The sequence below is a fragment of the Mesorhizobium sp. GW821-FHT04C10 genome (assembly GCF_059420305.1).
In genome coordinates this window covers 5,405,786-5,431,528 of sequence record NZ_JBWKTL010000001.1, presented here as the reverse complement: position 1 = coordinate 5,431,528, position 25,743 = coordinate 5,405,786, and the positions used below count along the sequence as shown (strand labels likewise).

Annotated in this window: 23 protein-coding genes; 18 read left to right on the top strand and 5 right to left on the bottom strand. The window is 63.3% G+C overall.

The features are described from left to right. Positions 1-10 precede the first annotated feature (10 nt). From AC07UC_RS26525 to AC07UC_RS26515, 3 genes are read left to right on the top strand one after another with little or no spacing between them, the layout of a single operon-like run. On the top strand, positions 11-1,123 hold the full coding sequence (locus AC07UC_RS26525) for an ABC transporter substrate-binding protein (protein WP_140768642.1): 1,113 nt from the start codon (positions 11-13) through the stop codon (positions 1,121-1,123). Positions 1,124-1,142: 19 nt separating this feature from the next. Then, positions 1,143-1,976: an ABC transporter permease gene (locus AC07UC_RS26520; protein WP_140768640.1), complete on the top strand. Its 834-nt coding sequence runs from the start codon at positions 1,143-1,145 to the stop codon at positions 1,974-1,976. Then, positions 1,976-2,782, top strand: coding sequence for an ABC transporter permease (locus AC07UC_RS26515; RefSeq protein ID WP_494907913.1), 807 nt, complete (start codon positions 1,976-1,978; stop codon positions 2,780-2,782). The genes AC07UC_RS26520 and AC07UC_RS26515 overlap by 1 nt, the downstream gene beginning before the upstream one ends. 97 nt (positions 2,783-2,879) lie before the next feature. On the opposite strand, the gene AC07UC_RS26510 is transcribed toward AC07UC_RS26515, so the two are convergent. Continuing rightward, the gene (locus AC07UC_RS26510; RefSeq protein WP_494907912.1) at positions 2,880-3,668 is read right to left on the bottom strand and encodes a 2-keto-4-pentenoate hydratase; all 789 of its coding nucleotides are present in this window, start codon (positions 3,666-3,668) and stop codon (positions 2,880-2,882) included. Between the two features lie 150 nt (positions 3,669-3,818). On the opposite strand from AC07UC_RS26510, the gene AC07UC_RS26505 reads away from it, so the two are divergent. The 10 genes from AC07UC_RS26505 (at position 3,819) to AC07UC_RS26460 (ending at position 12,006) form a co-directional block, all read left to right on the top strand. Further along, entirely contained in the window at positions 3,819-4,025 is a 207-nt protein-coding gene (locus AC07UC_RS26505; protein ID WP_494907911.1) for a hypothetical protein, read from the top strand. 2 nt (positions 4,026-4,027) lie between these two features. Continuing rightward, positions 4,028-4,435 carry a DUF3168 domain-containing protein gene (locus AC07UC_RS26500; protein ID WP_056565597.1) on the top strand — a complete coding sequence of 136 codons (408 nt, stop codon included), beginning with the start codon at positions 4,028-4,030 and terminating at the stop codon, positions 4,433-4,435. 174 nt (positions 4,436-4,609) lie between these two features. Beyond that, a complete protein-coding gene (locus AC07UC_RS26495; protein ID WP_140768632.1) occupies positions 4,610-4,909 on the top strand; it encodes a hypothetical protein in 300 nt (99 codons plus the stop codon). 140 nt (positions 4,910-5,049) lie between these two features. Beyond that, complete coding sequence (locus tag AC07UC_RS26490; protein WP_140768630.1) at positions 5,050-5,715, top strand: response regulator transcription factor; 666 nt, start codon at positions 5,050-5,052, stop codon at positions 5,713-5,715. Next, positions 5,699-7,126 (top strand): ATP-binding protein, encoded by a 1,428-nt coding sequence (locus tag AC07UC_RS26485; RefSeq protein WP_202323241.1) that lies wholly within the window; start codon positions 5,699-5,701, stop codon positions 7,124-7,126. Before AC07UC_RS26490 ends, AC07UC_RS26485 begins: the two co-directional genes overlap by 17 nt. A 187-nt stretch (positions 7,127-7,313) precedes the next feature. Then, positions 7,314-7,751, top strand: coding sequence for an RT0821/Lpp0805 family surface protein (locus AC07UC_RS26480; RefSeq protein WP_056565594.1), 438 nt, complete (start codon positions 7,314-7,316; stop codon positions 7,749-7,751). Positions 7,752-7,938: 187 nt separating this feature from the next. Next, a complete protein-coding gene (gene ccmI / locus AC07UC_RS26475) occupies positions 7,939-9,078 on the top strand; it encodes a c-type cytochrome biogenesis protein CcmI (RefSeq protein ID WP_494907910.1) in 1,140 nt (379 codons plus the stop codon). Positions 9,079-9,086: 8 nt separating this feature from the next. Beyond that, the gene (gene ccmE, locus AC07UC_RS26470) at positions 9,087-9,530 is read left to right on the top strand and encodes a cytochrome c maturation protein CcmE (RefSeq protein ID WP_140768624.1); all 444 of its coding nucleotides are present in this window, start codon (positions 9,087-9,089) and stop codon (positions 9,528-9,530) included. A gap of 26 nt (positions 9,531-9,556) precedes the next feature. Further along, positions 9,557-11,548 (top strand): heme lyase CcmF/NrfE family subunit, encoded by a 1,992-nt coding sequence (locus tag AC07UC_RS26465; RefSeq protein ID WP_494907909.1) that lies wholly within the window; start codon positions 9,557-9,559, stop codon positions 11,546-11,548. Further along, positions 11,545-12,006: a cytochrome c-type biogenesis protein gene (locus AC07UC_RS26460; RefSeq protein ID WP_140768620.1), complete on the top strand. Its 462-nt coding sequence runs from the start codon at positions 11,545-11,547 to the stop codon at positions 12,004-12,006. Before AC07UC_RS26465 ends, AC07UC_RS26460 begins: the two co-directional genes overlap by 4 nt. Here the strand turns inward: AC07UC_RS26460 and AC07UC_RS26455 are convergent. Both AC07UC_RS26455 and AC07UC_RS26450 read right to left on the bottom strand, forming a co-directional pair. Further along, positions 12,003-12,311: a type II toxin-antitoxin system RelE/ParE family toxin gene (locus AC07UC_RS26455; protein ID WP_494907908.1), complete on the bottom strand. Its 309-nt coding sequence runs from the start codon at positions 12,309-12,311 to the stop codon at positions 12,003-12,005. The genes AC07UC_RS26460 and AC07UC_RS26455 overlap by 4 nt on opposite strands. Beyond that, entirely contained in the window at positions 12,308-12,577 is a 270-nt protein-coding gene (locus AC07UC_RS26450; protein WP_494907907.1) for a CopG family ribbon-helix-helix protein, read from the bottom strand. The genes AC07UC_RS26455 and AC07UC_RS26450 overlap by 4 nt, the downstream gene beginning before the upstream one ends. A 199-nt stretch (positions 12,578-12,776) precedes the next feature. Here AC07UC_RS26450 and AC07UC_RS26445 point away from each other — a divergent pair, with 199 nt between their 5' ends. From AC07UC_RS26445 to AC07UC_RS26425, 5 genes are all read left to right on the top strand, one after another. Then, positions 12,777-14,327: a Do family serine endopeptidase gene (locus AC07UC_RS26445; RefSeq protein WP_140768614.1), complete on the top strand. Its 1,551-nt coding sequence runs from the start codon at positions 12,777-12,779 to the stop codon at positions 14,325-14,327. Between the two features lie 355 nt (positions 14,328-14,682). Further along, the gene (locus tag AC07UC_RS26440) at positions 14,683-15,357 is read left to right on the top strand and encodes a response regulator transcription factor (RefSeq protein ID WP_027041628.1); all 675 of its coding nucleotides are present in this window, start codon (positions 14,683-14,685) and stop codon (positions 15,355-15,357) included. Positions 15,358-15,365: 8 nt separating this feature from the next. Beyond that, entirely contained in the window at positions 15,366-16,847 is a 1,482-nt protein-coding gene (locus AC07UC_RS26435) for a sensor histidine kinase (protein ID WP_494907906.1), read from the top strand. Continuing rightward, positions 16,847-19,807, top strand: a complete 2,961-nt coding sequence (locus tag AC07UC_RS26430) for a bifunctional [glutamine synthetase] adenylyltransferase/[glutamine synthetase]-adenylyl-L-tyrosine phosphorylase (protein WP_494907905.1) — start codon at positions 16,847-16,849, stop codon at positions 19,805-19,807. Before AC07UC_RS26435 ends, AC07UC_RS26430 begins: the two co-directional genes overlap by 1 nt. A gap of 138 nt (positions 19,808-19,945) precedes the next feature. Continuing rightward, positions 19,946-20,416 (top strand): EF-hand domain-containing protein, encoded by a 471-nt coding sequence (locus AC07UC_RS26425; RefSeq protein ID WP_494907904.1) that lies wholly within the window; start codon positions 19,946-19,948, stop codon positions 20,414-20,416. 44 nt (positions 20,417-20,460) lie between these two features. On the opposite strand, the gene AC07UC_RS26420 is transcribed toward AC07UC_RS26425, so the two are convergent. Both AC07UC_RS26420 and pepN read right to left on the bottom strand, forming a co-directional pair. Next, positions 20,461-22,782, bottom strand: a complete 2,322-nt coding sequence (locus AC07UC_RS26420; protein ID WP_494907903.1) for a PAS domain-containing sensor histidine kinase — start codon at positions 22,780-22,782, stop codon at positions 20,461-20,463. Positions 22,783-22,978: 196 nt separating this feature from the next. Further along, complete coding sequence (pepN, locus tag AC07UC_RS26415; RefSeq protein WP_494907902.1) at positions 22,979-25,624, bottom strand: aminopeptidase N; 2,646 nt, start codon at positions 25,622-25,624, stop codon at positions 22,979-22,981. Positions 25,625-25,743: the final 119 nt, after the last annotated feature.

Sequence of the window (25,743 nt, the reverse complement as noted above, 5' to 3'; positions counted from 1 at the left end):
GGGAACTGACATGAATGACACCAAGAAACAGACAATCGAAACGCTGTCCGAAAGGACCAGACGCGGCGAGATTTCGCGCCGGCAGTTCACGCAGTTGGCGGCCCTCGTGCTCGCCGGCACGCCGATGCTGCTGCGCTCGACCGGTGCCTTCGCCCAGGCCAAGGAACTGGTGCTGGTCAACTGGGGCGGCGACGCCATCACCGCCTATGATGCCGCTTACGGCCAGGCCTTCACCAAGGAAACCGGCATCACCGTCAAGATGGACGGCTCGGGCCCGACGGAAGGAGCCATTTCGGCGCAGTTCAAGAGCGGCGCGCCGACCTGGGACCTGGTCGACGTCGATCCGTTCTCGGCCATCACGCTCGGCGCCCAGGGTGCGCTGGAGCCGATCGACTACAAGATCGTCGACAAGACGAAGATGCGGCCGGGCTTCGGCTGGGAGTATGCCGCCTCGACCTATTTCTTCTCCTATGTCATCGCCTACGATTCCGAGAAATACGGCAAGGATGCCCCGACAGGCATGGCCGACTTCTTCGACGTGAAGAAGTTCCCCGGCAAGCGCTCGCTCTACAAATGGGGCGTGTCGAGCTGGGAAGCGGCGCTTCTGGCCGACGGCATCGCGCCGGCTTCGCTCTATCCGCTCGACCTCAAGCGGGCGCATGACAAGATCGCCGCCTTCAAGGAAAACGTCGTCGCCTACTGGGGCGGCGGCGCCGAGAGCCAGAGCGTGCTGCTCAATGGCGAGGCCTCGATGGCCATCGTCTGGTCCACCCGTGCCTCGCTGATCGAGCAGGATTCCGGTGGCAAGATCAAGTTCATCTGGGACCAGGGCCTGATCTCGCCCGGCGCATTGGCCGTGCTCAAGAACAACCCCGGCGGCAAGGACGCTGCGATGAAATTCATCGCCAGCGCACAGGATCCGCAAAGGCAGCTCGTCATGTTCGACAAGCTCGGCCAGGGCCCGGCCAATCCGGCGGCCGACGCGCTGATCCCCGCCGACAAGAAGCGCATCAACCCGGTAGATCCCGAAAACATGAAGAAGCAGATCGCGCTCGACATGGAGTGGTACGCCAAGAACTACGGGGCGGCGCTCGACGAATACACCAAGATCATCTCCGCCTGAGAGCGGATGCTGACCTGAGATGAGAGGCGTTCTCTCCGACAGGATGGGCGCGGCGCTGTTGATGGCGCCGCTGCTCCTGTTCCTCGTCCTGGCCTATGCCTGGCCGTTTCTCGGCGTGGTGAAGTGGAGTTTTACTCTACCGACGCCGGGACTTGGCCAGTATGAAGCGCTGCTCACCGACGATCTGGTCCAATCGGTGTTCATCCGCACGCTGCGCATCGCGGCCATCGTCACTGTCGTTTCCGTCGCCGCCGCCTATGCCATCACGGTCGTCTGGGTGCGCGGCAGCCCGGCGCAGCGCCTTATCGCCGAATTCTGCATCCTGGTGCCGTTCTGGATTTCGGTGCTGACGCGCGCCTTCGGCTGGGTGGCGCTTTTGTCCAATCGCGGCCTGATCAACACCTGGCTGCAGTCGATCGGTTTCATCTCCGAACCGCTGACGCTGGTACGCAACGAGTTCGGCGTCGTCGTCGGCATGACGCATTTCCTCATTCCCTTCGCCGTCTTTCCGCTGGCGTCGGCCATGCGCAGCCTCGACGAGCGCGTGCTGCTCGCGGCACGCGGGCTTGGCTCCAGCCGCATGCGCACCTTCTGGACGGTGTTCGTGCCGATGACACGCTCCGGCATCATCGGCTCAGCGCTGATCGTCTTCGTCTTCTCGCTGGGCTTCTTCGTCACGCCGGCGATCCTCGGTGGCGGCCGCAGCGTGATGATCGCCGAACTGATCTATCTCAGGATTTTCCAGAGCCCGGATTGGGGTCTGGGGGCTGCGATCAGCGTGGTGCTGGTGCTGTTCGTCGGCGCGCTGATGGCGCTGCTGTTCCGCTATGTCAGACCGAAGCAGTTGATCTGATGCCGACCTATCGCCCCGGACCCGTCTCGCTGATCCTCGCCGCCCTTGTGGCGCTGTTCCTGCTGATGCCGCTGCTTGCCGTCATTCCGGTGTCGCTGACGCCGAGCCGCATGCTGGCGATGCCATCAGGCGAACTGTCGCTGCGCCACTATCGCTCGCTGATCGAGGACCCGCGCTGGATCCAGTCGATCCTGCTGTCGATCCGCATCGGGATCGTCAGCAGCGCGATTTCCACCGTGCTGGCGCTCTGCTTCAGCCTTGGCGTCTGGATGTTCCAGCCCCGCTTCAGCGCCGCGCTCGTCGGTTTCGTGCTGTTGCCGATGGTGGTGCCGCCGGTGGTCTCGGCAATCACGCTCTACTTCCTGCTGACCTCGATCTCAGGCTTCAGCTCGTTCTTTGGCTATGACACCTGGCTCGGCGTTGCCATGGCGCATTCGGTGATGACGGTGCCCTTTGCCACGGTGCTGATCCTGGTCTCGCTCAGCCAGATCGACCGGCGCATCGACCTTGCGGCGAGGGGGCTAGGCGCCAGTGTCTGGGAGCGTGCCACCCGCATCATCATGCCCAACATCAAGTTCGGCATCATCACCGCGGCGCTTTTGTCGTTCGTGCTGTCCTGGGAAGAGATCGGCGTCACCCTGTTCATCACCTCGGTCAACGCCATCACGCTGCCGCGCCTGATGTGGATGGGCCTGCGCGACAACATCGACCCGGCGATCGCGGCCCTGTCGGTGATCCTGATCATCATCACCGTGCTGGTGCTTGCGGTGCGCAGCTTCGTCGTCAGGTTGCGCGCCGGGGCCTAGAGCGGTTCAGCGTTTCACGGAATCGCAGAACCGCTCTAACTATTTATTTTACGCAATTCCGGACGGAAAACCGTTACACACTTTTCCTGGAATTGCTCTAGATAAACCGTACCGACACGCGGCCGAACCGGCCCAAATCGCCAATCACTTCGTCGCCGGCCTCGACGCTTATCGGCGTCACGCAGGTGCCTGTAATCACCACCTGTCCCGGCTCGAGTGCCATGCCCAGGCCCGACAGTTCATTGACGATCCATGTGAGCGCGATCCGAGGGTCGCCCAGCACTGCCGCGCCCTTTCCATCGTGCCGCGATTTGCCGGAAACGAACCCGGTCACCGGGTGCTCCGCGAGGTTCACGGCGCGCCAGTCGTCTTCTATCGCCTCGCCGATGACAAACAGATTGGCACAGGCGTTGTCGGCTATGAGCTGCGGCGCTCCGACGGCGCAGAAATCATCATAGCGTGAGTCCGGTATTTCGATCGCCGGGTGTAAGGTCGCCACGGCATCCATCACCTCGGCGATTTCATAGGGTCCTGGACGCGGCGGCAACTGGCGGCCGAAGCGGAAGGCGAATTCGATCTCCGCCACACGCATCTTGCTCGTCGCGAGCGAAACGGTCCCGCCAACCTCGACCGATTTCTCGGCGATCAGACGCCCGGCCATCGGGCCGTCGACGTTGATATGCCTTTGTCCGGCGAGGCTGGTTGCTGCAATCTTCCAGCCGAAAAGCGTCGCCGCTGAGCGATCCATCACATGCGACTGGATGACGTAACCGTCGATCCGCGTTTGCGGCCGCAATTCGAAAGGTATGGCGTCGAGACGGGTGCCCTTGTCCCAATGGTCGACCAGCAACCGGGACGCGGCTCTGGCCTTTTCTGGATCGAGCATCATCAGCTCCGAAAATCTGGGGAAAATGCCCCCGTTGCCCGGCCAGAGCCGGCAAGGAACATTCCATCGTGGACCGGTCCATATGAGGCAAGATCGCGCGATCAGGCAAGCGGGACACCAGATTCATGCGCCACCTGCCGGGCGGCGCCGATGCTTGATGCGCCGCTTCCTGGTCCTGCTCTTCCGCGTCTATCGGTGGGATTGTCGGCAAGTCGTATTTTCGAGATCATCGGTATGCATAATTCTTATGACGAATCGCCATCGTTTTCCCGTAGCCAACGCTATATCTGGCAAGGCATAGGGAAACCGGCAGGCTTGGAAACGCATTTGTCGGTTGCACAGCGGCTTGAGGAATGAATATGACAGCGCCCGGCGATCTGCTGCAGGCACTTTTTCTGAGGCTCAAAACCGACAAGTCGTTGTCGGCGCTGCTCGGTGGCGCCGGGCTGCTCGAAAGGGCGGCCGACAATGCCGCGTTCCCTTATGTGACTTGTGGCCAGACCAGCGCCTTTGACTGGGACACCGGTGCCGAGAACAACGATGATCAGCTGATCACGCTGCACGTCTGGTCGAAAGCTCATGGTGAAGACGAAACCCTTGCCATCATGGCCGCTATCAAGGCCCGCCTTGCCAACGCCGCGCTGGTGGTCGGCCGGCGCGGCAAGACACGGCTATCGCTCGAATTCACCGAGGCCCGTTACGACGAAGATCTCCTTGTACATCACGGGCTGCTGCGGTTTCGTGCGCTGACGCAGGAAAATGCCTGATACGCTTCCAATCTGACCGAAACGGAGTCTAGACTGGCATTTCCGGGATTTCGTCGGGTTGGGGCGTCGAAATCACCATCGGGCGTCTCGCGTTTCAGGGGGAGTAGCGGGCATGATTTTCGTGTCGATCACTGTTCATTTCACGTTCAGCACCGATGCGTTACAAAACCGACCATGAAAACGTTTCGCTCCCTCTTTCGAACCGCGACCCTGGCGCTCAGTGCTGCCGGGCTGCTCGCGTCGCAGGCGATGGCGATGCCGGTGATCGCGCCAGACCAGGCCAGCTCGATCGTCCTGGCTGCGTCCGACTGCTACGCGATCGGCCAGCAGGTGGCCGAGCAGAATGGCGGAACGCTGGCCAAGGCCTCACAGTCGACACGCGGCGGCCAGCCGGTCTGCGTCATCGTCGTGCTGGTGCCAGGCAAGGACGGACAACGTCCGCGCCGTTCCGAGATCGTCGTCCCGCAAAACTGACCCAATGCTCCATTTTACGGGCCACGTTTCCCAGGCCGCCGGAATCGGCCTATATCTGACCTAGTCTTCAATCTGCCCAAGTCTTCAATCTGACCAAGTCTTCAATCTGACCAAGCTCTTCAACAGGTATCGATCTCCGCATGCGCGTACTCGTCGTCGAGGATGACAAGGATCTCAACAGGCAGATAGCGGACGCGCTGGTCGACGCCGGCTATGTCGTCGACCGCGCCTTTGACGGTGAGGAAGGCCATTTCCTCGGCGACACCGAACCCTACGATGCCGTCGTGCTCGACATAGGCCTGCCGCAGATGGACGGCATCAGCGTGGTCGAGCGCTGGCGCCGCGGCGGCCGCAAGATGCCCGTGCTGATCCTGACGGCGCGCGACCGCTGGAGCGACAAGGTCTCCGGCATCGATGCCGGCGCGGACGACTATGTCACCAAGCCGTTCCATATCGAGGAGGTGCTGGCGAGGGTCAGGGCGCTGATCCGCCGCGCCGCCGGTCATGCCTCGTCGGAACTCACCTGTGGGCCGGTCCGCCTCGATACCAAGGCGTCGAAGGCAGATGTCGACGGCGTGCCGCTGAAGCTGACCTCGCACGAATTCCGCCTGCTTGCCTATCTGATGCACCATATGGGCGAGGTCGTCTCGCGCACCGAACTGGTCGAGCATCTCTACGACCAGGATTTCGACCGCGATTCCAACACCATCGAGGTGTTTGTCGGGCGGTTGCGAAAGAAGATGGGCATCGACATGATCGAAACCGTGCGTGGCATGGGCTACCGCATGCGTGAGCCGGAGGCGTAACTCGGAACCGATCAAACCAACCGCAAGGGCGCCGCTTTCGCTGCGTTTGTGGCCGCGTTCGCTGACGTTCCGCGTGATCGCCTTTTCCACCGTATGGGCGATCCTGACCCTTGTCGTCATCTTCACCCTGATCACCACGCTCTATCGCCAGGCCAGCGAGCGTGGCTTCGACAGCCTTTTGTCGGCGCATCTGTTCAACCTGATCGGTTCCATCGGCATTTCCGACACGGGAGCGCTCACCGGTGCTCCCGACCTCGGAGACCTCCGCTTCTCGGAGCCGAATTCGGGCTGGTACTGGTCGGTTGAGCCTGCCTCGGAAGGTGTGCATGGCGACCTTCACTCGTCGTCGATGACAAGCAAGATCCCGTCGCCGAGCGTGGCCGAGGTGCCCTTCAATGCCAGCTTCCAGCGCAGCTATGCGGCCGAAGGCATCGACGGCGAGCAGCTCGAAGTGTTCGAGAGCGAATTCGTCCTCGACGCCAAGAATCGCGCCGCGCGTTTTCGTGTCATGGGCAACCAGAGCGAACTCGAGCAGGAGATCGCCACCTTCCAGCGCCGCCTGCTGACCTATCTCAGCCTGTTCGGCGTCGGCATGATCGCCATTAACGCGATCGCCATCCTGCTCGGCTTGCAGCCGTTGCGCAGGGTCAGGAACGCACTTGCCATGGTGCGTGAAGGCACCGCACAGAGGCTCGACGGCCGCTTCCCGGCTGAGATCGAACCATTGGCCAACGAAACCAACGCCTTGATCGAGAACAACAAACGCATCGTCGAGCGCTCGCGAACCCAGGTCGGCAATCTCGCCCATTCGCTGAAGACGCCGCTTGCCGTGCTGCTCAACGAGGGCAGGGCACTTGGCGGCGCCAAGGGACAATTGATCGCCGAACAGGCGGCCTCGATGCAGAAGCAGGTTGACCATTACCTGCAGCGCGCCCGCGTCGCTGCACAGCGCGACAGCGTCGTCTATCGCACGCCGGTGTCGCCGCTGGTCCAGCGCATGGTGCGGGTCTTGCAGAAGCTCAATCCGCAGACCAGCCTGTCGCTGTCGCTGCCGGCCACCGAGATCGTCTTTGCCGGAGAGCGCGAGGACCTCGAGGAACTGCTTGGCAATCTTCTCGAAAATGCGATGAAATGGGCCAAAAGCGCCGTGTCGGTCTCGGTTGCGTCCCTGGCCGGCAAGGATGACAGTTTTTTCGAGATCAGCATCGAGGATGACGGCCCGGGCATCCCCGAGGACAAGGCGCGCGACGCTCTGAAGCGCGGAAGGCGCCTGGACGAGACAAAACCGGGAACCGGTCTGGGGCTTGCCATTGTCGCCGACCTTATCAACGAGTATGGAGGCGTTCTGGCGCTCGAACGGTCCGGCATGGGCGGACTGAAGGCAGTGGTACGATTGCGGAGCCTTCAGTAATGCTACTCAGGGCCGATCGGCAGCGATGGACGGCGCATATCATGGCGGCTTATCGATTGGTTCCGGAACGGCCGGCAGCGGCCAAATTTCCGACAAATATCAATACTATGGCCACACCTACTTCTCCGATGACGCGGCCCCCGGCGCATCCATGGCAGGCTCCAATTCAAGAAAACCGGTTGTTGGCATGAAGATTCGCGTCGCGCTCGTTTCCGCCCTCCTGGCCGTGTCCGGCTGCACCACCTTGAGCGGCAAGGGCCCAACCTTGGCGCCGACACCAGCATCGACGCCTCCGGCGAGTGGCAAGGTCACCAAATCGATCATTTCAGCGATGGGGGGCGGTCTCATTGGCGGCTCGATCGGCGCCGGCCTCAGTGAATCCGAAAAACGCAGCGCTCTCGAGGCGGAATACAAGGCGCTCGAATATACGACGAGCGGCCAGAAGGTGGCGTGGAAGGGCGATCAGGCATCCCGCTATGGCGAGGTCGTTCCGGCCCAACCCTATCGCGTCGGTTCGCAGGACTGCCGCCAGTACACGCAGACCGTCTTCACGGGTGGAGCCGGCGTCACGGCGCGCGGAACCGCTTGCCGCAATGCCGACGGCAGCTGGACGCCGCTGACCTGAGAGCTCCATGTCGCCCAAAAGCGCACAGAGGTTTTGGGACAACGACATGCACAAAACAAAGATCGGATCGGCTCCGGTTGGAATCCGGCCGGTTGATGTCGATCAAGGACATTCGGCGCGCTGACCGTCAAAGCGTCGCAGGATGCCTGTGTTGGCAGGGCATGGCTCTGCCGTTATTGGAAGAACCATGCTGTTCTGGGTCATAGCCGCGATACTGACGCTCGGTGCGAGCCTTGCGGTGCTGCTGCCGCTGGCCGGAGGCGCCAGGGGCACGTCGTCGAGCGGCGATCACGATCTGGAAGTCTATCGCGATCAATTGTCCGAGCTTGACCGTGATGCCGCACGCGGCTTGATCCAGCCGGCTGAAGCGGCGGAGGCGCGCGCCGAGATCGCGCGCCGCATCCTTCGCCTCGACAATGCGGATGCGGCCGGCAAGACGTCGGCCAGCCGGGCTTTTTTCACGGCGAGACTTGTCGCGACAGTGGCCGTGCTGGCTGTACCGCTGGTCAGCTGGGGTCTCTACAGCCAGATTGGCTCGCCTGATTTGCCGTCGCAGCCGCTCAGCGGGCGATTGACCAAGAATCCGGCCGACAGCTCGGTCGACGAGTTGGTTGCGCGGGCCGAGGCCCACCTTGCCGCCAATCCGTCCGACGGGAGGGGTTGGGATGTGCTGGCCCCGGTCTATCTGCGCATGCAGCGCTTTTCCGAGGCGGCGGCGGCGTACCGCAATGCCATCCGCCTCGACGGAGACAGCGCGGTTCGCCAGGCCGGCCTCGGCGAGGCGATCGCCGGTGCGGCAGGCGGCATTGTTTCGGCCGATGCCCAGGATGCCTTCGAGGCGGCGCTCAAGCTCGATCCGGCCAACGCTAAAGCCAGCTTCTATCTGGCCGTGGCCTTGGCGCAGGAGGGGCGAAACAAGGACGCGGTCACGGCCTGGCAAACCATGCTGGGCACCTTGCCGCCCGACTCGCCTTGGCGCGGCGCCGTCGAGCAGGCGCTGGCCAAGGCCGCCAGCCCCGAAGTCGCTTCCGGTACGGACGCGAAAGGCCCCGCTGCCGCGGATGTCGACGCCGCGTCCTCCATGTCGCCGCAGGATCGCGAAGCCATGATCAACACGATGGTCGCCGGCCTCGATGAAAAACTGCGGCAAAATCCGCGTAACCCGGAAGGATGGATGCGGCTCGTTCGTTCCTATGTCGTGCTGGGCAAGGCCGACCAGGCGCGCGAGGCGCTGGGTCGCGCCATTGCCGTCTTTGGCGCCGGCAGTGACGAAGCCAAGAAATTCACCGCCTTTGCCGCCTCGCTCGGCCTGGCGGCGACGGAGTAGAACGTGTCATGACACGCAAGCAGAAACGGTTGTCGGTCATCGCAGGTGGGTTGGCTTTCCTGGGCGCCGCCACCGGGCTGACCTTCTACGCGCTTGGCCAGAAGGCGTCCTATTTCTACATGCCGGCGGACCTCACCACCGCCAGTGTCCAGCCCGGCCAGCGCATCAGGCTCGGCGGTTTGGTCGAAAAAGGCACCATCCAGCGCGGGCAGGGCGCGACAGTCGCGTTTTCCGTCACCGACACGCATAAATCGGTCAAGGTCACCTATACCGGCATCCTGCCCGACCTTTTTCGCGAGGAGCAGGGCGTCATCACCGAAGGCACTTTTGGCGCGGACGGGGTCTTTGTTGCCGACAGCGTGTTGGCCAAGCATGATGAGCGCTACATGCCCAAGGAGGTGGCCGACGGGCTGAAGGCCAAGGGCGTCTGGCAGGAGAGCAAGAGTGAGTGAGTCTGGCGGACGGGCAGGGGGCAATCATGGTTGAAACCGGACATTTCGCCCTGGTCCTGGCGTTCGCGCTCTCGCTGGTGCAGACGATCGTGCCCCTGTTCGGAGCGCGCCTCAACAACCAGCGCCTGATGGCTGTCGGCGGTCCTGTCACGATAACTGGCTTTGCGCTGACGGCGCTGTCCTTTGTCGCCCTGGCGGGCGCCTACGCGAACTCCGATTTTTCGGTGGCGAGCGTCTGGGAAAACTCGCATTCGCTGCAACCGCTGATCTACAAGATCACCGGAACCTGGGGCAATCACGAAGGCTCGATGCTGCTCTGGGTGCTGATCCTGACCTTCTTCGGTGCCCTTGTCGCGGCTTTCGGCTCCAACCTGCCGGCAACGCTACGCGCCAATGTGCTGGCCGTGCAGGGCGCCATTGGCGCTGCCTTCTTCCTGTTCATCCTTGCGACGTCCAATCCTTTCATCCGGCTCAACCCGGCGCCGATCGAAGGCCGCGATCTCAACCCGATCCTGCAGGATCTCGGCCTCGCCATTCATCCGCCGCTGCTCTATCTCGGCTATGTCGGCTTCTCGATCTGCTTCTCCTTCTCGGTCGCCGCCCTCATCGAGGGCCGCATCGATGCCTCCTGGGCGCGCTGGGTGCGGCCGTGGACGCTGGTCGCCTGGATGTTCCTGACCGGCGGTATCGCGATGGGGTCCTACTGGGCCTATTACGAGCTCGGCTGGGGTGGGTTCTGGTTCTGGGACCCGGTTGAGAACGCTTCCTTCATGCCGTGGCTGGCGGGCACCGCCCTGCTGCATTCGGCCATCGTCATGGAAAAGCGCTCGGCGCTGAAGATCTGGACGCTGCTGCTCGCCATCCTCACCTTTTCGCTGTCTCTGCTCGGCACTTTCCTGGTGCGTTCGGGCGTGCTCACCTCGGTGCATGCCTTCGCCACCGACCCGACGCGCGGCGTCTTCATCCTGTGCATCCTGACGCTGTTCATCGGCGGCTCGCTGGCATTGTTTGCGCTGCGCGCCTCAAGGTTGACGGCCGGCGGACTGTTCCATCCGATCTCGCGTGAAGGCGCGCTCGTCCTCAACAATCTGTTCCTGACCACGGCGACCGCCACCGTGCTCGTCGGCACGCTCTATCCGCTGGCGCTGGAAGCGCTTACCGGCGGCAAGATTTCGGTCGGCGCGCCGTTCTTCGACCTGACCTTCGGCCCATTGATGCTGCCGCTTCTGGCCCTTGTGCCGTTCGGGCCGCTGCTCGCCTGGAAGCGTGGCGATGTCTTCGCCGCGGCGCAACGCCTGATGGCTGCCTTCGCGCTGGCGCTGGCGGCGATGCTGGTCACTGGCCTGTTCATCGACGGCGCTTCGGTTTTCGCCGCCCTCGGCATCGGCCTTGCCGTCTGGCTGGTCGCCGGAGCCCTTACCGACCTTGCCGTCAAGTCCGGTGTCGGATCGGTTGCACCCGCCGTCATGTTCAGGCGCTTCGTCGGCCTGCCACGCTCGGTCTTCGGCACGGCATTGGCCCATCTCGGCCTTGGCCTGACGTTGCTCGGCATTGTCGCCACGCTCTCCTTCGGCACTGAGAAGATCCTCACCATGCGCGCCGGCGAGACGGTGGAATTGTCAGGCCATACACTGCGTTTCGTCGGTCTTTATCCGGCGCAGGGCCCGAACTACAGCGAGGATCGCGGCCGTTTCGAGCTGATCGGCGTCAGCGGCAGTCCTGTCGGCGAGATCAGTTCCGCCAAGCGCTTCTATCCGGTGCGGCAGACGACGACGACGGAGTCCGGTATCAAGACCCTTGGCTTTTCCCAGCTCTACATTTCGCTCGGCGACGAGGGCAAGGACGGATCGGTGGTGGTGCGGCTGTGGTGGAAACCGCTGGTGACGCTGATCTGGGGCGGCGGCTTGGTGATGATGGCTGGTGCTGCCATGTCGCTGATGGACAGGCGCTTGCGTGTCGGCGCGCCCTCGCGCCGGCGCAAGCAGGCCGATGCCGTGGCAACCGCGAGCCTGCCATGAAGGCAAGGTTTTCCGTCGTATTGCTTTTCCTGGTGCTGGCGCTCGGCTTCGCCGGCTCGGCGCTGGCGGTGAAGCCCGACGAGATGTTGGCCGATCCGGTGCTTGAGGCGAGAGCCCGGACACTCTCGGAAGGCCTGCGCTGCATGGTCTGCCAGAACCAGTCGATCGATGAATCCGATGCCGATCTTGCCCGGGACCTGCGCATCCTGGTGCGCCAGCGCCTCGTCGCCGGCGATACCGACCAGCAGGTGATGGACTATGTGGTGTCCCGCTACGGCGAGTTCGTGCTGCTGAAGCCGCGTTTCGACCTGCGCAACGCCTTGCTTTGGGGCACGCCTGTGCTGTTGCTGCTGATCGGGGGCGTCTTCATCGTGCTCAGCGCGCGGTCGCGCCGCCCGGTATCGACAGCGCTTTCGGCGGAGGAGCAGGCCGCGCTGGACAAGTTGCTTGGTGACTAATTCGGCCATTCCTCCGGCAGCCAGTCCCGCGACGTGTGGATGATACGCACGATAACGACGCTCTCGCGGCCTGCGATCGGCCGCAACTCATAGGCAATGATGTAGGGCAGGCGGCCGAGGGGCTTCTCATAGGTGCCTGTTACCCGGCCTGGCCGGCCCGTGGCCATGTCACCGAGACCCCGGCCCGTGTCACGAATTCGATCCGCGATACGTCTGGCGGCGGCCGGGTTGTCTCGCGCGATGAAGGCAACTTGCTGCTTAGTGTCGTCCAGTGCGTCTCGCGACCAGGTGACGAACCGCTTCACGCGTTGCCCTTGCGCTTGGCTTCCACGGCCTCGATAACGGCATCGATTTCCACCATGGCATCATCGTGAGGCACGATACTGCCAGCCACCGCATCGGCCATGCCGCGTTTGATGCCTTCGATGATTTCGAGTTCGCGGTCGACATAGGCCGAAACCGCCTCGGCCGCGAGGAAGGATTTGCTGCGGCGGGTGTCGGCGGCGATCCTTTCAAGCTTCAGCTTGGTTTCGGATGAAACGCGAATTGTCATGGTGGTGCTGGTCGTCATGGTGAAAGCCTTGTGCTGAGTTGTGTACAACATAAGCCACTAGGCGGCTTGTCACCAAGTAATTTGTGAGCCCCTTCTGCCGCCAACATTACCAAAGTTTCATGCGTCGGAAATGGCGCTGTAATGTGGGTCGCTCTACTTCTCTCTCTTCGAGGATGCCGATCAAGGCGCGTCCGTTTGAAAGAGGATACGAGACCCCATGAATATTGCCCCCAATTCATATTCCCGCACCCGCAAGCGTTTCCTGGCTGCTGCCGCGTCCGTCGCCATTGCCGGCGCGATCGGTGTTGGCGCGTTGACCAGTGGAACCAGCCCCGTTCTGGCCGACGCTGTGCGTGTCGAGGCCCCGCAGGTTCCGAGCTTTGCCGATGTCGTGGAGCGCGTTTCGCCGGCCGTGGTCAGCGTCAAGGTCAAGGCCAAGATCCAGCCGACCGCAGATGACGGTTCCGACGACCAGGATGGTTTCGACAATCTTCCCAACAATCCGCAGTTGCGCCGTTTCTTCAAGGAATTCCGCGGCTTTGGCGACCAGGGCGGACAGAATGACGATGGCCACCGTCGCTTCGGTCACCGCGACCGCAACAATGACCAGCCGCGCCCGGTGGCCCAGGGCTCCGGCTTCTTCATTTCCGAGGACGGCTATCTTGTCACCAACAACCATGTCGTCGAAGAGGGCACCGCCTTCACCGTGGTGACCAATGACGGCAAGGAACTCGACGCCAAGCTGGTCGGCACCGATCCGCGCACCGATCTCGCCGTGCTCAAGGTCGATGGTGGCGGCAAGTTCACCTATGTCGATTTCGCCGACGATTCCAAGGTTCGCGTCGGCGACTGGGTGGTGGCCGTCGGCAATCCGTTCGGCCTCGGCGGCACCGTCACCGCCGGCATCGTGTCGGCGCGTGGTCGTGACATCGGCGCCGGCCCCTATGACGATTTCCTGCAGATCGACGCCTCGGTCAATCGCGGCAATTCGGGCGGCCCGACCTTCAACCTCAACGGCCAGGTGGTCGGCATCAACACCGCCATCTTCTCGCCTTCGGGCGGCAGCGTCGGCATCGCTTTCGATATTCCGGCCTCGACCGCCAAGCAGGTTGTCGGCGATCTGATGAAGAGCGGTGCGGTGCAGCGCGGCTGGCTCGGCGTCGAAATCCAGCCGGTCACGTCTGACATCGCCGAGTCGCTTGGCCTGAAGTCCAACAATGGCGCGTTGGTATCCAGCGCCCAGGACGACGGCCCTGGCAAGAAGGCAGGCATCACCGCTGGTGACGTCATCACCCAGGTCGATGGCAAGGACGTTGCGTCGCCGAAGGAACTCGCCCGCCTGATTGGCGCGTATTCGCCGGGCAAGTCGGTTGACGTCACCGTCTGGCGCGACGGCAAGAGCCAGACGGTCAAGGTCGATCTCGGCAAGCTGCCGGCCAGCGACAAGCAGGCTTCGAACGACCAGCAACAGCAGCCTGCCGCTCCGGCAAAGCCCGACACGCTGGCCGATCTCGGCCTCACCGTAACCAAGTCCGAAAACGGCAAGGGCCTAGTGGTCACCGATGTCGATCCCGACAGCGATGCCGCCGACCGCGGCATCCAGCCGGGCGACATCATCACCGCCGTCAATTCGAGCGAGGTGAACGGCACCGAGGACGTCACCAAGGCGATGACCGACGCGGTGAAGTCCGGCCGCAAGGCGGTGCTGATGCAGATCACCCGCGACAACAACAATCGTTTCGTCGCGCTGCCTGTCGCCAAGGGCTGACAACGACTTTTCCGATGCGGCGGTTTCAAACACCCCCGAGCCGCCGCATGGGAAAGCATGGAGCCGGGTACGTTAGTCAGTCATCGTGCTCTCCTCCAGCGGCAGCGGGCCTCCCATCGCCCGCTGCCGCACATTCTGGAAGCCGCCCAAAGACACTCCCCCGGACCCGGGACGAGAGGATGTGGTGATTTCAGGATCATGCCTCGAAAGCAGGCATGTCCGGGATGAAGACCACCAGAGAACAAGATCTTATCGCGCGTGGTCTCGATCATCTTGATCGCGACGCGCTTTGGCAAAGGCTAAAATGCAGATGCCGGCTACTCAACCTTCCAGCGAAATCGCGTATAACGGCCCTATGAAGATTCTCGTCATAGAAGATGATCGCGAGGCTGCGGATTATCTGCAGAAAGCCTTCGCCGAAGCTGGTCATACCGCCCACGTCGCCGGCGACGGCGAAACTGGTTTCGCGCTTGCCGATGCCGGTGACTATGACGTGATGGTCATCGATCGGATGATGCCGCGCCGCGACGGCCTGTCGGTCATTGCCGGCCTCCGCTCCCGGGGCAACACCACGCCGGTGCTGATCCTGTCGGCGCTGGGCGAGGTCGATGACCGGGTCACCGGGCTGCGCGCCGGCGGCGACGATTATCTGACCAAACCTTATGCGTTCTCCGAGCTTTTGGCCCGCGTCGAGGTGTTGAACCGGCGCGCCAGCGCCAAGGAGGCCGAAACCGTCTACCGGGTTGGCGACCTCGAACTCGACAGGCTGTCGCATTCGGTCCGACGTGCGGCGCGCGAGATCACGCTGCAGCCGCGCGAGTTCCGCTTGCTCGAATATCTGATGCGCCATGCCGGCCAGGTGGTGACTCGCACCATGCTGCTCGAGAATGTCTGGGACTATCATTTCGATCCGCAGACCAACGTCATTGATGTCCACGTCTCGCGGCTGCGCGGCAAGATTGAAAAAGGCTTCGACAAGCCGATCCTGCATACGGTTCGCGGCGCCGGCTACATGCTGAAGGGCGGCTAGGCGGCAGCATGGCGCTTTCCGTGCCCGCCATCATGAGGACGACGGCAGCGCGGCTCTCGGCGCTCTACCTTCTGCTCTTCGCGCTCTGCGCCGTACTGCTTGTCTTCTACATGACCTCGCTGTCTGCGCGCATGCTGACGTCGCAGACGCAGGAGACCATCAACGACGAAGTGCTCGGTCTTGCCAGGGCCTATCAGCGCGGTGGCCTGCCGGTTCTAGTCAGGGTGGTGGAGGCCCGATCGCGCCAGCCAGGCGCCAATCTCTATCTGATCGCCGACGCCAATGGCCAGATCCTGACCGGCAACGTGCAGAGCCTCGAACCGGGGGTGATCGACACCGAGGGCTGGACGACCGAGCCGTTCTCCTACAAACGCTTCGGAGAAGGTGAGCTTGACCGCCTGCGCAGCGGAACGACCGATCAGGCAACACCTCCCGCAACCGGTGACAACGCGGCGCAGCAGACCGAAGGCGCGCAGGGCCACAACGCCATTGCGCTGGTGCTGCGGCTGCCCAACCAGATGATCATGCTGGTCGGTCGCGACCTTGGCGAACCGGAACGTTTCCGCGCCGTCATCCGCCGTGCGCTGACGCTGGCGCTTGGCATGATGGGCCTGGGCGGCATCCTGATCTGGTTCTTTGTCGGCCGCGCCGCGCTCAAGCGCATCGACAGCGTTTCGGAGGCCAGCCGCCGCATCATGGGCGGTGACCTGTCGGGCCGGCTGCCGGTGACCGGCGCCGGTGACGAGTTCGACCGGCTTTCGGAAAACCTCAATTCCATGCTGGCCAGGATCGCGACGCTCAACGAAGGCCTGAAGCAGGTTTCCGACAATATCGCGCATGACCTGAAGACGCCGCTGACCCGGCTGCGCAACCGGGCCGAAGCGACGCTTTCCGGCAAGCACAAGCCCGCCGATTATCGCCAGGCGCTGGAAGGCACCATCGCTGAGTCCGACCAGCTGATAAAGACCTTCAACGCCATCCTGATGATCTCCCGTCTGGAGGCCGGATATTCGTCTGAACACACCAACCGCGTCGATCTGGCGGCGGCGGTGCGTGATGTCGTCGAGCTTTACGAGCCGGTGGCGGAAGAGGCTGGCGTTTCGCTCGAAGCCGAAACGAACGGCGCTTTTCTCGTCGACGGTAACCGCGAGCTGATCGGCCAGGCATTGTCCAACATCGTCGACAACGCCATCAAGTATTCGACGGATTCCACGTCCAAGCCGACAGTTCGTGTGACGCTCGAGCGGACGCATGGCGAGATCAGGCTTTGTGTCGCCGACAACGGCCAAGGCATTCCGGACGATGCCGATCGCGCCCGGGCGACCGAACGTTTCGTGCGGCTGGAGAAGAGCCGTTCGCAGCCCGGTTCCGGCCTTGGCCTCAGCCTCGCCAAGGCTGTCATGACTTTCCATTATGGGCGGCTTGATCTCCTGCCTGGCAATCCGGGACTATCCGTGGTCATGAGTTTCCCAGCACGGGAGGATCATTGATGGCTGCGGTCGCGAAACGGACGGTCACGGACTGGCTGCTGAAGCCAGCCGTTGGGCTTGCCCCTCTCGATGAAGGCCAGGCGCGACAGGAATTGGCCGACATTGCCGCGGCGGCACGCGAAGAAGGGCTGACAAGGTTGGCCAAATTCCTGGGCGCCAAGGGGGAGGCCCAGGATTTCCTGGCTGCAGTTTTCGACCTCTCGCCTTTCCTCCGCGACACGGCGCGCCGCCGGCCGCGGATACTGGATGCTCTTTTCGACCAGACGGTCGAGGCTCGCCTGAAAGCGATCACCGCCGCGATCGACCAGGCGCCACTGGCTGAGACGGTTTCCGAATCCAGCCTGATGATGGAGCTGCGCCAGTGCAAGGCCGAGGCGCATTTCCTGATCGCGCTGGCTGATCTCGCCGGTGAGGCGGAAACGTCGCTGACAGTGCGGCGGCTGAGCGATCTTGCCGACGCCTGCACCCGTGCGGCCGTCGATTTCCTGCTGCGCGACGCGCATGGCCAGGGCAAGCTCAAACTGCTTGATCTGGACAACCCTTCGCGGCAATCGGGCTGGATCCTGCTCGGCATGGGCAAGCTCGGCGCGCATGAGCTGAATTTCTCCTCCGACATCGATCTTGTCGTCTTCTTCGATCCGGAAGCGCCCGCCATCGTCGATCCTCTCGACGCCACCGAGCTGTTTTCGCGCCTGACGCGACGGCTGGTGCGCATCCTGCAGGACCGCACCGAGCACGGCTATGTCTTCCGGACCGATCTGAGGCTGCGTCCCGATCCCGGTTCGACCCCGCTGGCGATCCCCGTTGAGGCGGCACTGCGCTACTACGAAGCGCGTGGCCAGAACTGGGAACGTGCGGCGATGATCAAGGCGCGTCCGGTGGCCGGCGATCTGGCGGCGGGCGCCGCCTTTCTCAAGGAGCTGCAGCCCTACATCTGGCGCAAATACATGGACTACGCGGCGATTGCCGACGTTCATTCGATCAAGCGCCAGATCCATGCCCACAAGGGGCACGGCGAGATCGCCGTGAAGGGCCACAACGTCAAGCTCGGCCGTGGCGGCATCCGCGAGATCGAGTTCTTCGTCCAGACTCAGCAGCTCATCGCAGGCGGCCGCTTCCCGGAATTGCGCGGCCGCGAAACCGTGCCGATGCTCGGCCAGCTTGCCACACGCGGCTGGATCACCGCCGATGCGCGTGATGCGCTCGCCAGCCAATACTGGTTCCTTCGCCGTGTCGAACACGCCATCCAGATGGTCGCCGACGAGCAGACGCATACGCTGCCGGGAGACGATGAGGGGCTTGAGCGGATCGCCCATATGCTGGGCTTTGCCGATGCGGCTGCCTTTTCCCTGGCATTCCGCGCCTCGCTGCAGCAGGTCGAGCGCCACTATGCGGCGCTGTTCGAAACGGCACCCGAGCTTTCGGCGGGTATCGGCAATCTGGTCTTCACCGGCGATGTCGACGACCCCGACACGCTGCAGACCTTGCACGGTCTCGGCTTCCAGCGGCCGAGCGACATCTGCCGTGTCATCCGCGGCTGGCACTTCGGGCGCTACCGCGTCACCCAGTCGGCGGAGGCGCGCGAGCGGCTGACGGAATTGACGCCGGCCTTGCTCAAGGCTTTCGGTCAGACGCGCCGGGCGGACGAAGCCTTGATCCGTTTCGACGAATTCCTTGCCGGCCTGCCTGCCGGCATCCAGCTGTTCTCGCTGCTGCAGTCCAACCCGGCACTGCTCAAGCTGATGGCGACGATAATGGGCGCGGCGCCTCGGCTGGCGGCGATCATCACGCGCCGGCCGCATGTGTTCGACGGCCTGCTCGACCCCGCTCTTCTCAGCGAACTGCCTGACCGCGCCTATCTCTCGGCACGTCTTTCTGCCTTCCTCGAAGGTGACAGGGTCTATGAGGAGGTGCTCGACCGGTTGCGCATCTTTGCCTCGGAGCAAAAATTCCTGATCGGGGTGCGGCTGCTCGCCGGTTCAATCGATCCGGCCCGGGCCGGCCGCGCCTTTTCCGATCTCGCCGATCTCACCATCGAGGCTGCCTTGCAGGCGGTGACCGCCGAATTCTCGGCGCGCCACGGCACGATCGCGGGCGGTGTGGTTTCTCTGCTCGGCATGGGCAAGCTTGGCAGCCGCGAATTGACCGCGGGGTCGGATGTCGACCTCATCCTACTCTACGACCATGACGCGAAAGCCGAGGATTCCGACGGCGACAAGCCGCTGGCGCCTTCCCACTATTACACCCGCATGACGCAGCGGCTGATCTCGGCGGTATCGGCGCCGACGGCGGAAGGGGTGCTCTACGAACTCGACCTGCGGCTGCGGCCGTCCGGCAACAAGGGGCCGGTGGCCACCCATATCGATGCGTTCAAGAAATATCAGCGCCAGGAGGCCTGGACCTGGGAACACATGGCGCTGTCGCGGGCGCGCGCCATTGGCGGCGACGCCGGCCTGTGCGCCGAGGTCGAAGCGGAAGTTGCCGCCGTCCTTGGCCAGCCGCGTGACGCCGCGAAGGTGAAGACCGAGGCCGCGGACATGCGCGCCATGATCGAGAATGAAAAGCCGGCGCGTGACCTCTGGGACATCAAGCTGATCCCCGGCGGGCTGATCGATCTCGAATTCATCGCTCAGGTGGCTGTCATCACCGGGCAGGTCGAGGCCGGCCCGCGTGTTACCGGTACGGCCGAGATCTTGTCCCGCCTCGTGCCCGGCTTCGCCGATGCCGGCGTCAGGCAGGAGCTTGGTGCCGCCTTCGCACTTTATCTGGCGCTGACCCAGATGACCCGGCTTTGTCTCACCGGACCGTTCGAGCGCGACGACGTTCCGCCGGGGCTTTCGGATCTGCTGCTGGCGGTTACCGACCTGCCGGATTTCGGTGTGCTGGAAGCACACCTCAAGGAGACGTCGCAAAAGGTCAGGAAGGACTTTGACCTTTTGCTTCGTGCCGGACGACCGTGAAATAGCTGTCGAAGCATCGGACCCAAAAGTGGAAACCGGTTTGGGAAGATCCGATGCTCGAACAAAGAGATGGAGTGGCAACAGGATCGAAGATCCGCCGCTCTCGCATCGGGGGTGACGATGCAACAGGAGAAGACCATGAGAAAGTCAACCAAGCTTGCCCTTGCCTTCGCGGCACTTGCCGGCGCCGTCGGCACCACCGCCTATGCTGAAAACAATGCCAGCGCGAAAATGCGCGACGGCATGATGGCCCGCCTCGACAAGGCGATGAGCGATTCAGACGGTGCCATCACCTTCGACCAGTTCTCCGACGCCATGAACGCGCGGCTGAAGAAGCTCGTTGCCGCCAATGGCGGCAAGCTGACCGTCGCCCAACTCGCCGACGCGCTGGAGAAGGCGCGCTTCGAGCGCATGGCCAAGCGCATCATCGCCCGCTACGACACCAGGGGCGACGGCACGCTGACCACGGATGACATCACCGGTCGCGAGAAGAAGGTGTTCGCGATGCTCGACAAGAACAATGACGGCAAGATCGAGAAGAGCGAACTGCCGAAGGGCGGGCGTTTTGGCCATCACCGCCAATCGGATGACGACGGCAGCGTCCAATAAGATTGTTTGATCCAGGCTCCAGCGTATCGCTCGGAGCCTGTTGTTCAAGCCGCGGCCTTCACCGCCGCCGGCGCCTTCTTCACCGGAATGCGCACCGACACGATCGTGCCGACGCCTTCGGTCGAACGGATCTTCAGCGCGCCGCCCTGGAGCTCGGCCAGCGAGCGCGAGATGGCGAGGCCAAGGCCTGATCCGGCATGGTTCTTGGAGAACTGGTTCTGCACCTGTTCGAAAGGCCGTCCTAGCTTGCCGAGCGCCTCCTTCGGGATGCCGCAGCCATTGTCCTCAATGGTCAGCACCAGGGCGCCCGACGTGTTGCGGGCCCTGACCGATATGTGGCCGCCCTGGCCGGTGAACTTCACCGCGTTGGACAGGAGGTTGATGACAATCTGCTTGATCGCGCGGCGATCGGCGAACAAGGTCAGCGCGTCGGCGATGCGTGTTTCCACGGTGATCGCCTTTTGCGCGGCCTGCAGCGAGACGACGCGCACCGTCTCGCTGATCAACGGCCCGAGGTCGATCTGTTCCTGGTCGAGCGAGAACTGGCCGGCCTCGATCTTGGACATGTCGAGAATGTCGTTGATGACGCCGAGCAGATACTTGCCGCTGCTGTTGATGTCGGTGGCGTACTCCTCGTAGCGCTCCGATCCCAGCGGGCCGAACAGCCCCTGTTCCATCAATTCGGAGAAGCCGATGATGGCGTTCAGCGGTGTACGCAATTCATGCGACATGTTGGCCAGGAATTCGGATTTGGCCCGGTTCGCCGCTTCGGCGCGCTCGGTTTCCTTCATGTATTTGCGGTTGAGGTCGACCAGTTCGCGAGACCGTTCCTCTTCGGCTCGGCGGGCGAGGCTGAGATCATGGATCGTCGCCATCAGCCGGCGTTCGCTGTCGACCAGCTTCTCCTGATGCAGCTTGATCTGGGTGATGTCGGAGCCGACGGAGACGATGCCGCCATCCCTGGTCTTGAGTTCGTTGACCTGCAGCCAGCGGCCGTCGGACAGCTGCCGCTCGAAAGTGGCGCCGCCTTGCGGACCATTGGTGTTGGCAAGCCTGCGCTCGGAAGCAAAAGCCAGCATCCGCTCTTCCAGGGAAGCGCGCGTCACGCCTGGCATCACGTCGCGATCCGAGAGGCCGTTGTCCTGCTGGTATTTGGAGTTGCACATGATCAGCCGCTGCGTCGAATCCCACAGCACGAAGGATTCGTTGATGTTCTCGATCGCGGTCCTGAGGCGAAGGTCGGCCGCCTCGGACCGCAGCGCCAGATGGCGCTGCTCAGTGACGTCGACGGCAATGCCGATCAGCTGGATTTCCGGCGCCTCCGGATCCATGACCTGTGCACGAGCGCGCATCCACACCCATTGGCCATCGGCATGTCGCATCCGGAACACCTGGTCGATGTGGTCGATCTCGCGGGCGACAATTCTGTTGGCGAGTTCGAACAGGTCGCCGTCCTCGGGATGGATGATCTCGTCGACCTCGCCGAAGGACAGCATCGTCTCGCAGGGCTCGTAGCCCAGCATGTCGTACATCGAGCGCGACCAGTACATCTTGCCGCGCACCATGTCCCAGTCCCACAGGCCGCAGCGGCCGCGGACCAGCGCCATGTCGATGCGCCGGTGCGCTTCGAGGTAGATGCGGTCGGCGGCCTGTGCGCGCGCCGCCTGCCCGAAATAGGCATAGAGGATGATGATCAGCACGCCGGCCGTCAGCACGAACAGGGTGACGTTGAGCGAGACGGTCTTCCGCCATGTGTCGAAGACCGCTTCCTGCGGCACCAGAGCCGCCGCGGCTCCCTTCCGATCCTTGGCGACGCTGACGGCGGCATACCAGTCCTGGCCGCCGATGTTGACTTCCATGACGCCGGCGCGGTCGCCGAACATGAACAGCGGCTGGCCGCCCTGGACGAGGCCGTCGAGCGAATGGCCTTGCCAGGGGATCGAGCGGGGCGTCACCGCGGTGATCTTGAAGGCGCTGTCGGTGATGACGAGCACATGGCTGCGGCCCATCGCGCCCTGACGGCTGGTGGTCTCCAGCAGGTCCTGGACGGCGCCGGGCAGGGTATCCGAGGTGGTGGCAAGCGAACTGGCCAGTTGGCCCGCCGCCAGCGTCAGGATCGCCTTGGCATCACGCTCGACGTCGTCGCGCTCGTTCATCAGCGACAGCACGCGCAGCGCCGCGATGACGAGCAGGAAGATGATGATGAGGGCCGGTATCGACCGGCGCAGCAGCGGTTCGGCGGCCAGAAGCCGCTTGTAGGCCGGCTCGGCGATAAGCCGCGTATTCCCGGCAAGGCCGTCGCCGCGCGTCTCGCGACGCGCAAAAGCCATCCCACCGGGCGCGCCCCACGCGTCCGCCTTCGCCATAAATGGCACTCCCCGAATTTGCCTATGCTGCTTTGTGATCCGGCAAACGCCGCACTTCCGAATCGTCAGTAAAGAATCAAAGGTGATTCGCCTTGTCCAGTGGTCCGGCGAAAAAAGATTAAAAATCGACTAAAATAATCGGTTTTGGAGGTGCGGCACCTCGGCCCTCTCCCGCACGGGAGAAGACCGAGGGTATTTAGGCCAGCGTGCGCTCGACAATATCGCGCAGATCCGCCGACAGGTTTTCGGCATTGGCGATCGAAAGCAGGGCTTCCCTGGCCTTGGCCTGCCGGCCCGGTTCGAGCGAACGCCATGATCTCAGTGCCGTCGCCAGCCTTGCCGCCACTTGCGGATTGCGCTTTTCGACCTCGAGTACCGTTTGCGCGAAGAACCGGTAGCCTTCGCCGTCGGGGCGATGGAAACCGGTCTGGTTTGCACTGGAGAATGTACCGATCAGCGAGCGTACCCGATTTGGATTTGCCATCGAGAAGCCTGCATGAGCAGTCAGGGCACGAACCGTGTCGACAGCCTGCGGCCCTGGCACGCTGGCCTGAATCTGGAACCATTTGTCCATGACCAGCGGGTCGGACGCATAGGTCTTTTCGAAAGCCGCCAGCGCTTTGTTCGCCTCCGGCGACCCATGGTGACGATGCGCGAGCACGGCAAGCGCGGCCGCGCGGTCGGTCATGTTGGTAGCGGACTGGAAATGTCCGGCGGCAAGTGCCGCACCGCCCGGCAGCAGCGAGAGATAGTCCAGAAGGACGTTGCGCAGGGCGCGTCGCCCGGCGCTTGTTGCATCCGGGCTGAACACGGCCTTGTCCGCGAGGCGATCATACAGTTGCGCGAAGGGTTCCCGGTTCGCCGTGGCTATCGCCAGCGCAAGGGCCTGTCGGGCCGTGTGGATGGCGTCGGGATCGATGTTCTTGCCGATGTCGCGGGCGATGTCGGCATCGCCAGGAAGCGCCAGCGCCAGCGCCCGGTAGGCGGGCTCCAGCGCCTCGTCGCCGGCGATGCGGCCGGCAAGCTCGGTCAGCCGGGGCGTGAAGTCAGGCCGCTTGCCGCCAAGGATCTCGCGGAAGGCAGCGATCAGCGCATCGGTGAGGAGCGTATTGAAGGCTTGCCAGCGCGAGAAGGCGTCGCTGTCATGGCGGGCAAGGAAGAACTGATCGTCGGCCTTCTGCTCGACAGACAGCGTCACCGGCGCCGAAAAGCCGCGGTTGAGCGACACGGCCGGACGTTCGGCAACGCCTGAAAAGCGCACCATATGGCGGCGCTTGCGGACATGGATGACGCCGTCCTCGACGCTGGCGCCCTCGACCCCGCTGTACTCGACAGGCTTGCCGCCAGCGCCGATCAGGCCAAAGGCGAGCGGTATGTGCATCAGCCGCTTGCGGCTTTCGGAGGGGGTAGGCGGCACCGACTGCTCGATCTCGAGCGTGAACTCCCGCGCGGCCGGATTGTGCGTCGAACTGACCGTCAGGTTGGGTGTGCCCGCCTGATGATACCAGAGCGCGAACTGCGACAGGTCGCGGCCCGACGCATCCTCGAACACCTTGATGAAATCCTCGATCGTGGCCGCTTCGCCGTCATGCCGTTCGAAATAGAGGTCCATGCCGGCGCGAAAGGCTTCCGTCCCGAGGATGGTGCGGATCATGCGCACCACTTCGGACCCCTTTTCGTAGACCGTCGCCGTATAGAAATTGTTGATCTCGCGGTAGCGGCGCGGCCGCACCGGGTGCGCCAGCGGACCCTGGTCCTCAGGAAACTGGTGCGCCCTCAACGTGCGCACTTCGGCGATGCGCTTGACCGCGCGCGAGCGCTGGTCGGCGGAGAATTCGTGGTCGCGGAAAACCGTCAGCCCTTCCTTCAGGCAAAGCTGGAACCAGTCTCGGCAAGTGATTCTGTTGCCTGTCCAATTGTGGAAATACTCATGCGCGATGATCGCCTCGATATTGGCGAAATCGGCGTCCGTCGCGGTCTCCTGATCGGCCAGCACATATTTGTCGTTGAAGATGTTGAGGCCCTTGTTCTCCATCGCGCCCATGTTGAAGTCGGACACGGCGACGATGTTGAAGACGTCGAGGTCGTATTCGCGACCGAATGCCTCCTCGTCCCATCGCATCGACCGCTTCAGCGCGTCCATCGCGTAGCCGGCGAGCTTCTCCTTGCCGGGCTCGACATAGATGCCGAGTTCGACCTTGCGGCCGGACGCGGTGACGAAACTGTCGGCGACCTGGCCGAGATTGCCGGCCACCAGCGCGAACAGATAGGATGGCTTGGGGAAGGGGTCGTACCATCCGGCATAGTGCCAGCCGTCGCCGAGATCACCCTTGTCGACCGGATTGCCGTTGGACAGGAGCAGCGCCGCCTCGTCGCGCCGAGCCTCGATCCGCACGGTGTAGACGGACAGGATATCGGGCCGATCGAGGAAGTAGGTGATGCGGCGGAAGCCCTCGGCCTCGCATTGCGTGCAATAGACGTTGTTCGAGCGATAGAGACCCATCAGGGCTTCGTTGCCGGCCGGCGCCAGTTCGGTTTCGATGAGCAGCTCGAAGCGGCGCGTGGCCGGCGGTTCGAGAATGGTGAGTTGGTCAGGTGTCACCAGCAAGTCAGCCGGTCTTGCCTTCTTGCCGTCGATCTCGATGCGCTTGAGTATCAGCCCGTCGCCGTCGAGCACCAATGGCGCGGTCGCGGACACGCCATCGCGGCGTTCGATCGTCAGCGTTGCGGTGACGATCGTGGCCTCAGGCGAAAGGCGGAAGGTGAGGTTGGTCTGCGGAATGAGATAGTCGTTGGGGCGATAGTCTTCGAGCTTGAAGACCTGGCCGGTGTCCGTGCGCATTCCGTTGGTTTTCCTGTCGATTGCGTTGGAAGCGGACAGTTCCCGCTGGTCCAAGAAATTTGAAGTCCGCGCTCTTTACACGAAACGATCCCTCGACAAAACTCAACCGATGCCTATTT

Excerpts from the sequence above, each read along its gene's own strand:
- AC07UC_RS26525 (WP_140768642.1), top strand. The coding sequence starts at position 11 with ATGAATGACACCAAGAAACAGACAATCGAAACGCTGTCCGAAAGGACC.
- AC07UC_RS26520 (WP_140768640.1), top strand. The coding sequence starts at position 1,143 with ATGAGAGGCGTTCTCTCCGACAGGATGGGCGCGGCGCTGTTGATGGCG.
- AC07UC_RS26515 (WP_494907913.1), top strand. The coding sequence starts at position 1,976 with ATGCCGACCTATCGCCCCGGACCCGTCTCGCTGATCCTCGCCGCCCTT.
- AC07UC_RS26510 (WP_494907912.1), bottom strand. The coding sequence starts at position 3,668 with ATGCTCGATCCAGAAAAGGCCAGAGCCGCGTCCCGGTTGCTGGTCGAC.
- AC07UC_RS26505 (WP_494907911.1), top strand. The coding sequence starts at position 3,819 with ATGCTTGATGCGCCGCTTCCTGGTCCTGCTCTTCCGCGTCTATCGGTG.
- AC07UC_RS26500 (WP_056565597.1), top strand. The coding sequence starts at position 4,028 with ATGACAGCGCCCGGCGATCTGCTGCAGGCACTTTTTCTGAGGCTCAAA.
- AC07UC_RS26495 (WP_140768632.1), top strand. The coding sequence starts at position 4,610 with ATGAAAACGTTTCGCTCCCTCTTTCGAACCGCGACCCTGGCGCTCAGT.
- AC07UC_RS26490 (WP_140768630.1), top strand. The coding sequence starts at position 5,050 with ATGCGCGTACTCGTCGTCGAGGATGACAAGGATCTCAACAGGCAGATA.
- AC07UC_RS26480 (WP_056565594.1), top strand. The coding sequence starts at position 7,314 with ATGAAGATTCGCGTCGCGCTCGTTTCCGCCCTCCTGGCCGTGTCCGGC.
- ccmI (WP_494907910.1), top strand. The coding sequence starts at position 7,939 with ATGCTGTTCTGGGTCATAGCCGCGATACTGACGCTCGGTGCGAGCCTT.
- ccmE (WP_140768624.1), top strand. The coding sequence starts at position 9,087 with ATGACACGCAAGCAGAAACGGTTGTCGGTCATCGCAGGTGGGTTGGCT.
- AC07UC_RS26465 (WP_494907909.1), top strand. The coding sequence starts at position 9,557 with ATGGTTGAAACCGGACATTTCGCCCTGGTCCTGGCGTTCGCGCTCTCG.
- AC07UC_RS26460 (WP_140768620.1), top strand. The coding sequence starts at position 11,545 with ATGAAGGCAAGGTTTTCCGTCGTATTGCTTTTCCTGGTGCTGGCGCTC.
- AC07UC_RS26450 (WP_494907907.1), bottom strand. The coding sequence starts at position 12,577 with ATGACGACCAGCACCACCATGACAATTCGCGTTTCATCCGAAACCAAG.
- AC07UC_RS26445 (WP_140768614.1), top strand. The coding sequence starts at position 12,777 with ATGAATATTGCCCCCAATTCATATTCCCGCACCCGCAAGCGTTTCCTG.
- AC07UC_RS26440 (WP_027041628.1), top strand. The coding sequence starts at position 14,683 with ATGAAGATTCTCGTCATAGAAGATGATCGCGAGGCTGCGGATTATCTG.
- AC07UC_RS26435 (WP_494907906.1), top strand. The coding sequence starts at position 15,366 with ATGGCGCTTTCCGTGCCCGCCATCATGAGGACGACGGCAGCGCGGCTC.
- AC07UC_RS26430 (WP_494907905.1), top strand. The coding sequence starts at position 16,847 with ATGGCTGCGGTCGCGAAACGGACGGTCACGGACTGGCTGCTGAAGCCA.
- AC07UC_RS26425 (WP_494907904.1), top strand. The coding sequence starts at position 19,946 with ATGAGAAAGTCAACCAAGCTTGCCCTTGCCTTCGCGGCACTTGCCGGC.
- AC07UC_RS26420 (WP_494907903.1), bottom strand. The coding sequence starts at position 22,782 with ATGGCGAAGGCGGACGCGTGGGGCGCGCCCGGTGGGATGGCTTTTGCG.
- pepN (WP_494907902.1), bottom strand. The coding sequence starts at position 25,624 with ATGCGCACGGACACCGGCCAGGTCTTCAAGCTCGAAGACTATCGCCCC.